Origin of the sequence: Rheinheimera sp. (assembly GCF_030690345.1) — a bacterium.
In the GTDB taxonomy this organism is placed as follows: domain Bacteria; phylum Pseudomonadota; class Gammaproteobacteria; order Enterobacterales; family Alteromonadaceae; genus Alishewanella.
Genome location: NZ_JAUYGV010000006.1, coordinates 199,765 through 214,844 on the forward strand (window position 1 = coordinate 199,765; position 15,080 = coordinate 214,844).

Annotated in this window: 8 protein-coding genes; 5 read left to right on the forward strand and 3 right to left on the reverse strand. The window is 57.0% G+C overall.

From position 1 onward, the window contains the following. Nucleotides 1–47: 47 nt before the first annotated feature. Nucleotides 48–1,364 carry an APC family permease gene (locus Q8O77_RS05530; protein WP_305551851.1) on the reverse strand — a complete coding sequence of 439 codons (1,317 nt, stop codon included), beginning with the start codon at nt 1,362–1,364 and terminating at the stop codon, nt 48–50. 167 nt (nt 1,365–1,531) lie between these two features. Between Q8O77_RS05530 and Q8O77_RS05535 the strand changes: the two genes are divergently transcribed. The 5 genes from Q8O77_RS05535 to Q8O77_RS05555 all read left to right on the forward strand — a co-directional run bounded on the left by Q8O77_RS05535 (nt 1,532) and on the right by Q8O77_RS05555 (nt 5,217). Then, nucleotides 1,532–2,374, forward strand: coding sequence for a BON domain-containing protein (locus tag Q8O77_RS05535; protein ID WP_305551852.1), 843 nt, complete (start codon nt 1,532–1,534; stop codon nt 2,372–2,374). 130 nt (nt 2,375–2,504) lie between these two features. Next, nucleotides 2,505–3,227 (forward strand): GGDEF domain-containing protein, encoded by a 723-nt coding sequence (locus Q8O77_RS05540; RefSeq protein ID WP_305551853.1) that lies wholly within the window; start codon nt 2,505–2,507, stop codon nt 3,225–3,227. A gap of 129 nt (nt 3,228–3,356) precedes the next feature. Next, the gene (locus Q8O77_RS05545; RefSeq protein WP_305551854.1) at nt 3,357–3,776 is read left to right on the forward strand and encodes a DUF4398 domain-containing protein; all 420 of its coding nucleotides are present in this window, start codon (nt 3,357–3,359) and stop codon (nt 3,774–3,776) included. Beyond that, entirely contained in the window at nt 3,773–4,735 is a 963-nt protein-coding gene (locus Q8O77_RS05550) for an OmpA family protein (protein ID WP_305551855.1), read from the forward strand. The genes Q8O77_RS05545 and Q8O77_RS05550 overlap by 4 nt, the downstream gene beginning before the upstream one ends. A gap of 107 nt (nt 4,736–4,842) precedes the next feature. After that, nucleotides 4,843–5,217, forward strand: coding sequence for a hypothetical protein (locus Q8O77_RS05555; protein WP_305551856.1), 375 nt, complete (start codon nt 4,843–4,845; stop codon nt 5,215–5,217). Nucleotides 5,218–5,267: 50 nt separating this feature from the next. Here the strand turns inward: Q8O77_RS05555 and Q8O77_RS05560 are convergent, their stop codons facing one another. Then, nucleotides 5,268–6,026, reverse strand: coding sequence for a Crp/Fnr family transcriptional regulator (locus tag Q8O77_RS05560; protein WP_305551857.1), 759 nt, complete (start codon nt 6,024–6,026; stop codon nt 5,268–5,270). Nucleotides 6,027–6,149: 123 nt separating this feature from the next. Continuing rightward, complete coding sequence (locus Q8O77_RS05565) at nt 6,150–15,056, reverse strand: GH36-type glycosyl hydrolase domain-containing protein (RefSeq protein WP_305551858.1); 8,907 nt, start codon at nt 15,054–15,056, stop codon at nt 6,150–6,152. Between the last annotated feature and the right edge of the window lie 24 nt (nt 15,057–15,080).

Sequence of the window (15,080 nt, forward strand, 5' to 3'; positions counted from 1 at the left end):
GTGCTAATACTGCGGCGTACTATAGCGCAAGGTTAATGGTTTGTAGATTAATTTGTGCGGCTTGCCTGGTGGCGCGCCAGAAAATACAGTGCAGTACCCAGCAGCACAAATAAGCTTGTCGCCAGAATGGCAGACCAGCTGACCTGCAGTGCCAGCCAAATACAGGCAGTAATACCCAACAAGGGTATGGCGTAACCCAGCGGCAGCACAAAGCTGTCGCTGCCGGCCAGTTTGGGCCTTAGCAGCGGCACGGCGGCGCAGGTCAGGCCATACAGCAACAAGCGTGACACTACCGTTGCCGCGGCCAGCCATAAAAATGAGCCATATAAGGTTAACAGCAGCGCCAGGGCGCCAAAAAACACAATAGAGTTAGCCGGCGTTAAAAAGCGCGGTTGTACCGCTGCAAACCAGCGCGGCAGGCTGCCATCTTCTGCCAGCGCGAAGCTGGCGCGCGGTGTGGAGAATATTGCGCCGAGCAGGTTAGCGGCAACTGAAGCCACTACGCCCAGCATCAGCACTATAGCGCCCACCGGGCCAAACAACGCGGCGGCGACATCCAGTAACGGGCTGGCGGCGCGGGCAATATCCGGCACCGCCGCCACACTCACCAGCTGAATGCCGATATATAGCAAAGTCACCATTAACAAGCCGAAGATTAAAGCGCGTGGCATATCCCGCGCCGGGTTTTTCGCCTCCCCGGCTGGTACCACTACCGATTCAAAGCCGACAAAGGCGTAAATCAGCAATAAGGTGGCGCCGCCGATATCGTACGGGCTGCTAAGTACCGTCAGCGGATTAAACGCCGGCAGCAGTTCGCTGCCCAGCAAGGCTGCACCGGCAATCACCAGTAGCAACAGTACGGCAAATTTAACCAGGGTCAGCAGCGCCAGCGAGCGCATAGCGCGCACAGAACCCAGCACGTTAATTAACGTCAGCCCGGCGACAATGGCGCTTAACAGCACAACACGGGGTAAGCCTGTAGCCGCTGCCGGCCAGAAATAGCCAATACTGTCGACCAGCAAGGCGGTATTGGCGGCAAAAGATACTAAGCGGGCTATGTAGTACAACCAGCCGGCCTGAAAGCCGATAAAGGGGCCAAACGCTGCTGTGCCATAACGCACCGGGCCGCCGCTGCCGCGAAAGTAGCTGGCCAGCTCGGCCATACACAGCAATATGGGCAAAATCAGCAAAGCACAAAACAGATAAATTAACGGGCTGTACTCACCGGCTAATTTTGCCGCCCCGCCCGGCAGACCAAAAATGCCGGCGCCGATCAAGCCATTAACCACCAGCAACCACAGGCCGAGCAAGCCCAGATGGCGCGGCAGAGTGCGCTCAGATACAACAGTGTTGGCGTCAGGCATAACGGTTATCCGCAATTAACAAGGCCTTACTATAGAGTGAAACCCACTGACATGCACCCTATGCGCGCTGACGCACCGACCCTGGCTTAACATCAGGCTACAGTAAGCTTCCCGCCAGTGTAGTTCGCTACCGGCGCTACCTTCTAACGCACTAAAGGAAGACGAACATGCAAACATTAAACCGCAAGTTATTACTGGCCACGGCAATAACATTGGCGCTGGGCAGCAGCACATTGCTGGCCGATGACAAAATGGCTGCGAAAGAGCAGACCGGGCCGATCGTTAACGCCAGGCAGGAAGCGCAAATATGGACCACCTATGCGCTGAGCCCTTACCTCAGAGCCAATGACATCAGCGTTACTGTGCTGGATGGCAAGGCAACTTTAACCGGTAATGTGGCAGAAGATGTGCACAAAGACCTGGCCGGCGCCATTGCTGAAGGCGTCAAGGGTATTGATGATGTTGATAATCAAATCAGCGTAGATGCTGATTATAAAGCGCCGGATCGCAGCACCACCCGCGGTTACGGCGATGTGGTGGATGATGTCACTATTACCACCGCCGTGAAGTCTAAGCTGCTGTGGAGCAAGCACACCGAAGGCATGGACACTAAGGTGGAAACCAACAACGGCAAGGTTGAGCTAAGCGGCACTGTAGCAACACAGCAGGCGAAGCAGCAGGCAGAAAAGCTGGCGAAAAATACTGACGGCGTGCGCTCGGTAGATAACAAGTTGCGTGTCAGTGATAAAACCGCTGACGGCAAAAGCTATAAAAAAGCCGATGCGGAAAAAGGCACAGTGATCGCCGACAGCTGGATAACCACTAAGGTTAAATCCACCTTTTTGTATTCCAGCAATGTGGCCGGTGCCGACATTTCTGTTAACACCAGCAAAGGCATTGTTACGCTGGCCGGTAAAGTAGACAGCGGCGTGGAGCAGGCGCTGGCGATTGAGCTGGCGCAGAATATCCGCGGCGTAAAAAGTGTCACATCAAAGCAACTTATTTTCTGATTTGTTTCTTTTTAATCATCAATGTGTGCTAGCGCACATTGTTGTGTGACATTTCGGGTTAAGTTGGCTGCTGCAATTTAACCCGGCTGTTATTTATTCTACCTGAACTGCAAAAAGAACGGAGGCTGTTATGAATGAACCTCAGCATGCTAATCCGCATATAATGCGCCATACCGTATTGCAACTGCATTTTGATGCGCTGAGCTTTGAAATGGTGCGAATGCGCTGCGAAGTATTGTTGCAGCAGAATATCTGGAATGAGCAACAACAAAAATTACTGCGCGATAACCAATTGTTGTCTGTCGCGCTGTTGCAGGCCGGTGCCATGAATGCCAATACCAGTGCCCAACTGCAGCAACTGGCGCTGAGCAGCCAATGCGACGCGCTGACGCAAACCCTTAACCGCAGCATTATGCTGGACCGCATTAGCCAGGCTATCAGTATGGCAACACGCCAACACAGCCGCTTTGCGGTGCTGTTTATTGATTTAGATAACTTTAAGCCGGTAAATGACCACTATGGCCATGCCGCCGGTGATGCCGTGCTACAGCAAGTCAGTGCGCGTTTAACCACAGCAATACGTGACAGCGATGCGGTTAGCCGCCATGGTGGCGATGAATTTTTGCTGCTGCTTAACAATATTAAGCACGACCGTGATGCCGCGCTGTTTGCCGGCAAATTAGTGCAGCTGCTGGCACAGCCGTATCAGCTGGCGCAGGGCACGGTATCGTTGTCAGCCAGCATTGGTATTGCACAGTACCCCTTTGATGCCGACAATGCTCAGGCACTGATCAGCTATGCTGATGCCGCTATGTATCAGGTGAAGCAACAAGGTGGTGCCGGCGCGCGTTAGGGCGTCCGGCTGCTCCGCCGCTAAAATTCCGGCCGCTATGCGCGCCAGCGCACCGATAACCCGGCAGTACTGCGCCATAGTAGCGCAGGGCGCACCTTTGCTGCAGCCCGGTATCAGCAGGAGCTTCAGATGAATATTTCCATCAGACAAACCAAAATACTGCCTTTCACCAGGTTGCAACAGCGCGCTGTGCTGCTACTTAGCTCAGTAGTGTTAATGGCCGCCTGCGCCTCTGCGCCTGAGGCCCCGACAGCTGAATTGCTGGCCGCAGAGCGGGCTATTGCCAACGCTGAGCGGGCGCAGGTGATCCGCTATACCAGCATTGAACTGAACGCCGCCCGTAACGAGTTGACTGCCGCCCGCAGTGCCGTTACCGCGGAAAATATGCCGCAAGCACAGCGCTTAGCCATACAGGCTCAGCTAAGTGCTGAATTGGCATTGGCGCGGGCTGAACTGCTTAAAGCGCAAGCGGTAAACCAGGATATGCAGCAAAGCATTGATGCCTTGCAGCAGGAAGCGCAGCGCAACCTGTCAGGAGTAAAACCATGAAAGCACCTAAATACTTTACGAAAAACCTGCTGGGCATGAGCCTGGCCACGGCGTTACTGGCCGGTTGTGCGGCCGCGCCGAAGAGCCCCGATGGCGCCGCCAATGTGCGCATGCAGTTAACACAGCTGCAGGCCGATCAACAACTGGCTGTGTTAGCACCGCTGGCGATTAAAGATGCTGAAGAGGCGGTCCGGCTGGCTGAACAACCGGAAAAAAACAGCGCGCTGGCGGCGCACCGTGTAGTAATGGCGGAGCGCAAAGTCAATATGGCCGGCACGCAGGCGCAAACCCGGCAGTTGGAATTACAACGTGATGCGCTGAGCCAAAAACGCGATGATGTGCGGTTAAACGCCCGTACCCGCGAGGCTGCCAGTGCTCGGGCCGACGCCAGTGATGCCCGCAGTGACGCAGAATTTGCGCGGTCGCAGGCCAGCAGCGCCAGAGCCGATGCCAGCAGTGCAAGGTTGGCAGAAACTGCCGCGGTAGGGCGTGAAAGTGCAGCCTTATCTGCAGCTGCCAGCGCACAGCAACAAGCCGCTACATCAGCAGCTACCGCAACCGACTTACGGGCACAAATAGCCGAGCTGAATGCCAGGCCGACAGATCGTGGTTTGGTTGTTACCCTGGGCGACGTATTGTTTGATACCGGCAAGGCCGGGCTGAAAAACGGCAGCAGTAAACATCTGGATAAGCTGGCATTGTTTTTAAATGCCTATCCTGAGCGCAGCGCGCAAATTGAGGGCCATACCGATGATGTCGGCTCTGACGCGGCCAATATGCTGTTATCGCAACGCCGTGCTGATACGGTAAAAGCATTTCTGGTGGCGCAGGGCATTGCTGGCAGCCGGCTGGATGCATCCGGCAAAGGCGAAACGACGCCGCTGGCCAGCAATACCATGCCGGACGGGCGTCAGCAAAACCGCCGGGTAGAAGTGATTATTGCTAATCCGGAAAAATAGCTATTGGCGGCTAAGCGCGCTGGCGCACCGAATAACGCCGCAGCTGCAGGCATAATGCAGGTAAGACAACTGCAATCCGGCGGTTGTCGCTTATCAGCGGATTAATTATGGACAAGCCAATAGACACAAATACGGCCAATAACGCTTTTAACCGTGGCGTGGACGTTGCGTCCACCACTATGCACAACGCCATTAACAGCGCGTCTGATGCAGCATCACCGGCACTGAAGCAGATGGCAAACAGTGCTCACAGCACGGTGGATAAAATGGCCAATGGTGCCCACCATGCAGCAGAGGCCATTTCCACAAAGGGGGCACAACTGCATCAGATGCAACAGCAGTTGGCCGGCAACACCCGCACGCAAGTACGCAGCCATCCCCTGTTAGCGATTGGTATCGCATTGGCCGGTGGTGCGTTATTTAGCTGGTGGTTAAGTCGCCGCACTGTGCCGCGTGATGCATCCGGCCGTGACGCCGGTTAAGCCAAATGACACACCCGCAGCTGCGGGTGTTTTTTTGCCCTGCTGCTACACTAAGGCACGCTTTGCTGCAGTAACTGTTTAATATCGTCTTCTGTGCGGGGCTGTCCCAGCACGCTAAGGTATTCATCCAGCCCGGCCTGATAACATTCGCAGGCCACATTTTGCAGAGCCTGGCGATCTAAAATACTGATCATGCCTCTGCTGTAACTGATAAATTGTTGTTGTTGCATAATGCCGGCGGCCACTGTAACGCCGCTGCGACGTACGCCGAGCATATCTGCCAGAAACTGATGCGTCAGATAAAACCGGCTGCTGTGAGCGCGATCATGGCTCATCAGCAGCCAGCGCGCCAGCCGCGGGCTTAGTTCGTGAAAGTGCGCACAGGCAGCACTTTGCGACAGCTGGGCCAGTTGCACAAACAGGTATTGCTGCAGCACATGCTGTAACTGCGGACACAACAATAAAAATTGCTGTAAGTCGGCAACATCTATACGCCAGGCGGTACCTTTGCCTTGCACTACAGCCTGCATCGGCGCTGTGGTCATGCCCAGTGCCAGCGTTACCCCCAACATGCCTTCGTTGCCTATCAGTCCCATCTCCAGTGGCTTGTGCCCGGCCAGTTTGGTCACTAAGGAAATAAAACCACTGAGCGGGAAATACAGATAACGGTAGCGCTGATTCGGCTCGCACAAAATATCGGCAAACTGCAATTGCACCACGTCGCAGTATTGCAACAGGATGTGGCGATCTTTGCTACTGAGCAACTGCAACAGATGATTGGTGATAAGTGGTACGGTTGAAACAGACATAATATGAGCCCCCGGCACTGGCGTTGCCACTATGGCGCAAGACAGGTGCCGTGCAGCCTTGAACTGTCAGCATAGTAGGCGCCCGGGGCAGCGTCTGTGCGCTAAGGCACTCATTGCCAACACTTAAGCACTGAGCTTATTCCAGCTAAGCTGATGCGGCTTATCATCCAACGCCAAAGCTATGCAGTTGGCACTGATAAATACTGCTGAGTCAGCAGCAATCTCTTCACCATCCAGCGTCAGTGCCGCTTGCTGCGGCGCCAGGTTAGCCTGTTGGTTAATCTGCAGCGCATACCGGCTGCTGCCAATTGTTACCACAGCGCTAAAACCAGGCCAGTGTGGCGGCAGGCAGGGCGCAAGATGAATATGGTTGCCATGCCTGGTTAACCCCAGCAGGCTTTCTACGCCGGCGCGGTACATCCAGCCGGCGGCACCGGTATACCAGCTCCAGCCGCCGCGGCCAATATGTGGCGCCACCGAATACACATCAGCCGCCACCACGTAAGGCTCCAGTTTGTAACGGCTAACGTCGGCGGGAGTTAACGCATGGTTGAGCGGATTTAACATGCTGAATAACTGCTGAGCCTGGTCCGCCTGGTCCAGTTTGGCAAAGGCCATTACTACCCACATAGCGGCATGGCTGTACTGGCCGCCGTTTTCCCGCAGCCCGGGCGGATAACCTTTAATGTAACCCGGGTTGTGTGTGCCGGTATCAAACGGCGGGGTAAACAGCAGCAGCAACTGTTGCCGGCGTTGTACTAAGTGCTGCTCGACTGCCGCCATCGCTGTAGCGGCGCGCTGCGGGTCGGCCATGCCCGACAGTACGGCCCAGGACTGGCTCAGTGAGTCAAGCTGACACTCGTCGCTGTGCTGACTGCCCAGCCATGTGCCGTCATCATAGGTCGCGCGTTTGTACCAGTTATCGTCCCAGCCATAGTGCTCGATGGCGCTGAGTAACATATCGCTGTGGTGTTGCCATACGTCAGCGCGCGGGTCGCCGCGTGTTTGTGCCAGCGGTATAAAGCGGCGTAACGTGGTAAGCAGCAGCCAGCCGAGCCAGATACTTTCGCCTTTGCCTGCGCTGCCAACCTGATCCATGCCGTCGTTCCAGTCACCGCTGCCAATCAGTGGCAAACCGCGCGCACTGCTCAGGCTGATTGCCTGATCCAGGCCGCGGGCGCAGTGCTCATACAAGGGCGCGGCAGCGTCGGTGGGCATGGGTTGGAAAAACGCATCATGTTGGCCGGGCTCTAACTGCGGGCCCTGCAAAAAGCTGACGCTCTCATCCAGTACCGCGCTGTCGCCTGAAGTATCCAGATAGCGCACACAGGCAAAGGCCAGCCACACTCTGTCGTCAGAAATGCGGCCGCGCACGCCCTGGCCGCTGTGTGGCAGCCACCAGTGCTGAACGTCGCCTTCAACAAACTGGCGCTGTGCCGCACGCAATAAATGCGCCCGCGTCAGCTCCGGTGCGGCAAAACTCAGTGCCATCGTATCCTGCAGCTGATCACGAAAACCATAAGCGCCGCTGGCCTGATAAAAGGCAGCGCGGGCATAGATACGACAGGCAATGGTTTGATACAGCAGCCAGCCGTTGAGCATAATATCCATGGCGCGATCCGGGGTGGTTACCTGCACGGCCTGTAACAGCTGTTGCCAATGCTGCTGTACCTGTTGCAGCTCTGCCACTAAATCAGCCGCGCGATACTGCTGCACCAGCGCCAACGCGCTGGCTTTATCGTCGGTTTGGCCGAGAAAAAACACCAGCTCAATTTGCTCGCCGGGCGCCAGGCTAACGCTGTGCTGTAACGCGGCGCAAGGGTCCAGTGCGGCGCCAACCGCAGCGCTGAGCTCCTGCTGCTGTACCAGAGCCTGCGGGCTTTGCGTACTGCGGTTGCGGCCGAGAAACTCTGTACGGTCGGCGGTCCAGCCCGACAACGGCGTGTCAGCGCCCAGTGCGGCAAAAGCCACCTTGCCGGCAAAAGCGGTTTGCCACGGGTTTTGTACCAGCAATACCGCAGCTTCGTGCTCAAACTCACTGATTAAATAGGGCGCGCAGGCCGCACGGTCACGGCCCAACACCCATTCGGCATAGGCGGTTACCTGCAACTGCCGGCGTTTATCTGAGGTATTGCGCAGCGTCAGGCGGGAAATTTTAACCGGTTGCTGCAGCGGCACATATTGCAGCAGGCTTAACTGAATGCCCGCCGCCTGATGTTGAAACCGGCTGTAGCCAAAGCCATGGCAGGCGCTGTAATGGCCGCCGTCGTTGAGCGGTGCGCTGGTGGCGGTAAACAGTTGGCCGCTTGCCACGTCCTGTACATAGATGGCTTCGGCACAGGGGTCGGTAACCGGGTCGTTTGACCAGGGCGTCAGCTGGTTTTCACGGCTGCTTTGCGACCAGCTGTAACCGCTGCCGCTGGCGGACACCTGAAAGCCGAACTGCGGATTGGCAATCACATTCAACCAGGGCATGGGTGTGCGCTGGTTGTCGTTTAGCAAGGTTACATATTCGCGGCCGTTATTGGCAAAGCCGCCCAGGCCGTTAAAAAACTCCAAATTGGCACTGACATAATCCATGTACTGGTTATCGCTACTGCCGCTATTGCCGGCGGCGCTGTCTTTAACCGCGTTGGCAACTGCTGCGGGCGGCAAAGGTTGTGCAGTGGCTGTTGTTTGCGATAACGCCGGGGCCCGTGCCGGCATAGCAACCGACAGTGGTGCCAAACGCTGTAACTGGCGTTGTAAAGTGCCGCGTCTGGCATGCAGCACGACTCTGGCAATAGCAGCCAGCAAGCTGCGGCTGCCGACGCTGATTAAATCGGCGCGCAGGGTGTAGACATTACCGCGGGTTAATTGCGGACCATTGACCGTTTGCGGGCCGCTGGCTGTTTGTGGCGTCGGCCGGCTGCGGCTGCTGCGTACCAGAGCTTCTATTGCTTGTTGCAAGTCCTGCACGTAAGAGCTGGCGCGCTCGTTAACAATCACCAGATCAACCGGCAGCTGTTTCAAATGCCAGTATTCGTGCGCCCGCAGTAGTTGGCGTACGCTGTCGATATCTTCAATGTCGTCGATATGCAGCAGCAGTATCGGCAGATCACCGGATATACCGTGTTGCCATATGCCCGACTGCAGGCCGGCGCCACGACGAATAGCGGCCGGCGGAGAGCGAAAACGGCTGTCGTTGTGCAATAACGGTCCGGTAAGGCGCTGAAACAGCGCTGCTTCAGCCACCGTGATGGCCAGATAACGCAACTGCACCTGCGCCAGCGTCCAGGCCAGGGTGGCGGCGCGTTCAAAGGCGCTGTATTCGTTATGTTGGGTGATCAGTTGCAACAGTTCGTCACGCGAGCCGGCCAGCAAGGTCCAGAATGCCACTTTCAGCTGTTTGCCTGCGGCCAGGGTTACTGTCGGGCGCAAACACAAGATCGGGTCCAGCACGGTACCGCGGCTGTTGCTTAATGGCTGATGGCGCTGCATCGCCTGTGCCTGATGCAGGCTGGTGCCGCTGCCGAAGAACTGCGCGCGGTCGGTTTCATATTGCAAGGCTGTGCTGCTACCGCCTTCTACCACGGCAAAATGTGCCAGCCACAGCGGTGTTTCGTGCGGGGTCCGTGGGCGCCGGGTAGCAATAATGGCACCGCACTCGCTGACAAACTCCGTTTGCACAAACAACTTGGAAAATGCCGGGTGGGCGTTGTCAGCGGCGGCGTTGCCAAGCACCAGTTCGGCGTAAGAGGTTAGCTCCAGTTCCTGATCGCGCCGGCTATGGTTGCATAAGGTCAGGCAGCGTACTTCACCATTGTGTTCAGATGATACCACCACACTTAGCCGCGCGCTGATCTGCTGTTGTTCACCGAACTGCATACTGAATTCTGCCGCCTCTTCGCTAAAGGTTACCGCATGGCCGGAGGGTGGTGCGGCGGACGTTGCCGGCTGGCTGAGGGCACAAGGTTGCAGGCTGGTGGCGTAGAACTGCTTACTATTGCGCTCGCGCAGCAAAATATAGCTGCCGTAATTGTCCAGGCTGCTGTCGGCGCGCCAGCGGGTAATGGCAACACCGCGCCAGTGGCTGTAGCCGCTGCCGGCAGCGCTTAGCATTACACTGTAGTGACCGTTACTGAGAATGTGCGTATGTGGCGCCCCGGCGGCGGCCGGGTCGGGGCTGAGTTCAATCAGCGATTCGTTGCTGCTGCCGGCGGCAACAGTTACTGCTTCTGCTCTGGGGTGGGCATTGAGGACATCGCGCGGTACCCGCTCCTGCAGCAACAGTTCGCAGGCACTGATCATCGGTTCGCGGTGAAAACGGCTGCGCATCAGGCCCTGTTGCAGGGTGTTAAGCACGGCTACCAGCGTCATGCCCTGGTGGTGTGCCATAAAACTTTGTACCAACACCGGTTGGCCGGGGTCGGGTGAGCGCGATGGCGTATAATCCAGCGCTTCAAAAAAGCCGTAATCGCCCAGCGCGCCCAGTTGCTCCAGCCTGGCAAAGTTGCGGCAAGCCGCTGGTGCATCGACCATGCCGGCCAGCGCTGTAGCGTACGGCGCTATGACCAGATTTTGCGCCAGGCCGCGTTTTAGCCCCAACCCGGGCACGCCAAAGTTAGAATACTGGTAGGTTAAATGCAGATCGCGGGCATTGTAGGCCGATTCAGAAATACCCCATGGGATATTGTGCTGCCGGCCGTATTGGATTTGCCGCGCCACGATCAGCCGGTTGCTTTGCTCCAGCAGGCTGCCGGCCGCGGCGCGCATTACCAGTGACGGCATCAGGTATTCAAACATTGAACCCGACCAGGACAACAGGGCCGCTCCCTTACCCAGCGGTGTGGCGCCGCGACCCAGGCGGAACCAGTGTTTGCTGTCGATATCGCCCTTAGCAATAGCAAACAGGCTGGCAAGACGGGCTTCTGATGCCAGCAAGTCATAACAGCTGCTGTCAAGCTGGTTGTCGGCGACGGTGTAACCGATGGATAATAAATTACGTTCGGTATTGAGCAAAAAGGCAAAGTTCATTTGCAGTGCCAGCGCGCGGCTGTCTGCTGCCAGGTTGGCAAAGCGTTGGCGCAATTGCTGCTGCGCCGCAGTGTCGGCGAGGTTATCGTGCTGATGCTGCTGCAACGCATGCTGTAAGGCCTGCAGATAAAACTGCAGGTTGTCGCAATGCGCTTGTTCTGTTGCGCCGGCCGGTTGTTGGGCGGCCGCGCTTTGGTATTCTGCGTGCGCCTCTGCGGCCAGCTGAACTAACGCTTTATGCAGCGGCGCCGGGCGGTGCGTGGCATGCAGTAACTGCGACATTTTATCCAGCTTACTGCGCAACTGCCGGTTATGTAACAGGCTGTGGTCACACAGCCGCAGGCTAAGCTGCGCCAACGCCAGGGTATCGTTCAGCCCCTGCAGTGCCAGTGGCGCTGATAATTGTTGCTGCCAGTCCTCCAGGCTGTTGGCCAGTGCCAACAGATGCCCGGCCAGGTTGCCGCTGTCCACCGACGAGATATACGCAGGTAGCAAAGGCTGCAGCGTCTGCGTATCGTACCAGTTAAAAAAGTGGCCCTGATGGCGGCTGAGTTGGCCCAGGGTAACAAAGGTTTGCTCCAGTTTGCCGGCAGCGGCATGGCTACCCAACCAACCAAAATCCCGCGCGGTAACAACCGACAGCAGATACATACCAATATTGGTTGGCGAGGTGCGGTGGGCAATCACCGGCAGTGGCAGTTGCTGAAAATTATCCGGCGGCAGCCAATTGTCATCACTGCTGACGAAACGCTCGAAAAAACGCCAGGTGCGGCGCGCCACCAGGCGCAGGTTGTCTGCGTCGGGGCCTTGCAGTGGCTGCGTTTGCCGCAGGTTAGTGGGCAGGCTAAGCCAGTACATCAGCGCCGGTGCCACTTGCCACAGCAACAACAATGGCGCCAGTAAAGCCAGATTATGCGGCGCCAGCCACAGCACCAGCGCGCCGGTTAGCCAGGCCAGTATTAGTCCCGGCAGCATTTGGCGGTAATAGCCGGCCAGACTAAGTGGCCGCTTAGCGCTGTTTTGCGCCGTGGTAACCCATTGCAGCAAGTGTTTCCGGCTTAGCAGTAAGCGCCATAAGGTAACACCAATGGCGTGGCTCATGCGCCAGGCCTGGTCGGCCAGTAAGATAATTTGCAGCAGGCTTTGGCTCAGCGTTTGGCCCAGGTCTGCCAGCAGGTTGCCATATAAACTGCGTAGCTGAATTGCGCCGCCATGCTGCAAAATGCTGTGGCGGGGCAGCACACTGAAGCGGCGCATCAGTAACACAGGCAGCAGCAATGCGGCCAGTAGCAACAAGGTGGCGTTAAGTGCCGTCGGCCAGGGCAGCAGCAGTGCTGCGGTTAAGGCAACAAAGCCGGCGGGGGCCAACAAGGATCGGCGCAGGTTATCCAGCATTTTCCAGCAGCCCAGCAATGGCAGCTTCGCCGTTGCAGCCTGATGGCTGTTAACCGGGGCGCGGCCAACTATGGCGGGATCTGCTATGGCGCGATCGACTATGGTACGGCACAGCCACGGCAGTAACTGCCAGTCGCCGCGGGTCCAGCGATGCTGGCGTTTCACAGCTACGTCGTAGCGGGTGGGGAAATCCTCGACTACTTCGATATCCGACGCCAGACCGGCGCGGGCAAAGATGCCTTCAAACAGATCGTGGCTTAGCATGCTGTTGTCCGGTACTCTGCCGCTTAAGGCGGCGCTGAATGCATCTACATCGTAGATGCCTTTGCCGGTGAAGGAGCCTTCGGCAAATAGATCCTGATATAAATCCGATACTGCGCCGGCGTAAGGGTCGATACCGGCCGGGCCGGAGCTTAAGCGCAAATAGCGTGAGCCTTGCTCTGCCAGTGCCAACGCCGGTGTGACCCGCGGCTGCAAAATACCATAACCGGCAATAATACGTTGCTGCTGCGGGCAAAATTGCGCTTGGTTCAGCGGATGCGCCATTTTGCCAACCAGTTTAACGGCTGCATTGCGTGGCAAGCGCGTGTCGGCATCCAGCGTAATAACATAGCGTACCTGTGACGGCACAGCGTTGGACAACTGCGGATACTCTGCACTGGCGCCGGAAAAAGGCTTTGGCCCGCCGTTATTGCTGGCGGCATCTGCATTGCTGCGCAGGGCAGCGTTTAAATCACTCAGCTTACCGCGTTTGCGCTCTTTGCCCATCCAGCAGAGCTCCGTGGTGTTGTAGGTGCGCTGGCGATGCAATAATAAAAAACGCGGCCCTGCCGGGCCTGCGCCATAGTGCGTATTTAAGCTGGCAATACCGGCTATTGCCTGTTGCAGCAGCGCTTTGTCGGTGGGTAATTGTTGCAGCGGTGCGTCGGAAAAGTCAGACAGCAGAGCAAAGCTGATATCGCCGTTGCCGGCAGCCAGATAATGTTCTTCCAGCCGTTGCAGGTGCTGGCGCAGTTCAGTGGCATCGCTGAGCAATACCGGCACGGCAATTAAGGTACGCAGTTCGGTCGGAACGCCGTGTTGCAGCGCCAGCGCCGGTAACACCCGGGCTGTGCTGTAGCGGTTGGTAATATTTTGCAGCAGGGCGCTGGCCAGCTCGCTTAGCGGTACAGCGGCCAACAACAGTAACCATAGCCAGCCGGCAGCGCTGGCATCCAACAGCGCGCCCGCTACCAGCAGTAGAGCAACGCTAAGCAGCATAAACAGACTGATATAGCCCTTAATACCGCGACTGCTGATGCCATGGCGCAGCCGGTAACCGGTGCTGTGTTTTATGCCCAACTGCTGCTCAAACGCCGGCCGGCCATTGCCGAGTAAATGGTAACCACAGTCGGCTTCGCGCGCTGCCTGTACCGGATTATCGCAACCTGCGGCGGCACTATGCGCCGCCTGCAACACTGCTGCGGTAACCGTCAGTTCGCTGCACTTAGCGCGCCGGGCCAGATGTTCAATGGCGGTGCGGTAAAGGTTGCGGCTGGCAAAGTCCATTTCGCTAAAGCGGCTGCCGCCGGCCAGTTGCTGATCTACCAGGCTGACGCTCTCAAACAATTCTGTCCAGTCGATGGCAGACATCAGCCGCATGCTGGTTATAACATTACGTACGCTGACATTGGACGCGCCCAGCCGTTGTTGTGCCCGCAGTACCACATCATCAATATTATCATCCTGTGCGCTCAGTTGCCGGTTAAGCCAGCTTAACGCCGGCGTTACGCCAGGGTCCTGGTCGCGCAGGCGTTTGGCCAGCTGGGCGGCAAAATTATCAGTTAAGGTGCTGCTGTAGTTGGCTACAGCATGTTGCCAGTCTGCGCCGTTTAATTCTGTGCCGTTCAGTAAGGTATCGGCCAGTTGGTCGGCATCTGCGCGCTCGCGCAGACCTAAGCTGATTTGGTCGGTTAAACGGCGCAGATTCTCAATCAGCACAATGCGCAGCGTAATTGCCACAGCCCACAGCTCGCCAATACTCAGCGGCTGTACTTGCTGATAAGCGTTGAGAAAGCGTCGCAAAATAACCGGATCAAAATGGCTGTCGGTGTGGGCGACATAAGCCCAGGCGATACCCAATACCCGTGGGTAGCCGCGAAAAGGGCCGTTGGCCAGTTTCGGCAACTGGCGGTAATAACCCGGCGGTAAATCATCACGGATTTCACGAATTTGCTGCTCAACAATATGATAGTTATCCAGCAGCCATTCTGCGGCAGGTACTATACTGTGGCCGGCCTGCAATTCAGCCGCGCTGACGCGGTAAGCGGCCAGCAGGGTATCGGCGTTAGCGGTTAACCGGCGCTGTAATGCCGGCCGGCAATACTGGCGTAGCTGCTGTAACAGCGTAGTATCGCTGACAACAGGTTGCGCCGTTGCCAGGCTGAGCGCATGCAGTTCAAGCCGCTCAACACTAAACAATTCGGCCCGCACCGGCCGGGTTTGCTGCCATAATTCAGCAGAAAACCAGCTGTCGGCACCCCGGCGCAGCTTAGTCAACGGCGTTAACAAACGGCCGGAAATAACACGGCAAAAAGTACGATAAGTGGTACGGAAAAATAACAACACTGAAACAGACATAGCAACCTGCAGTATGGCTTAAGC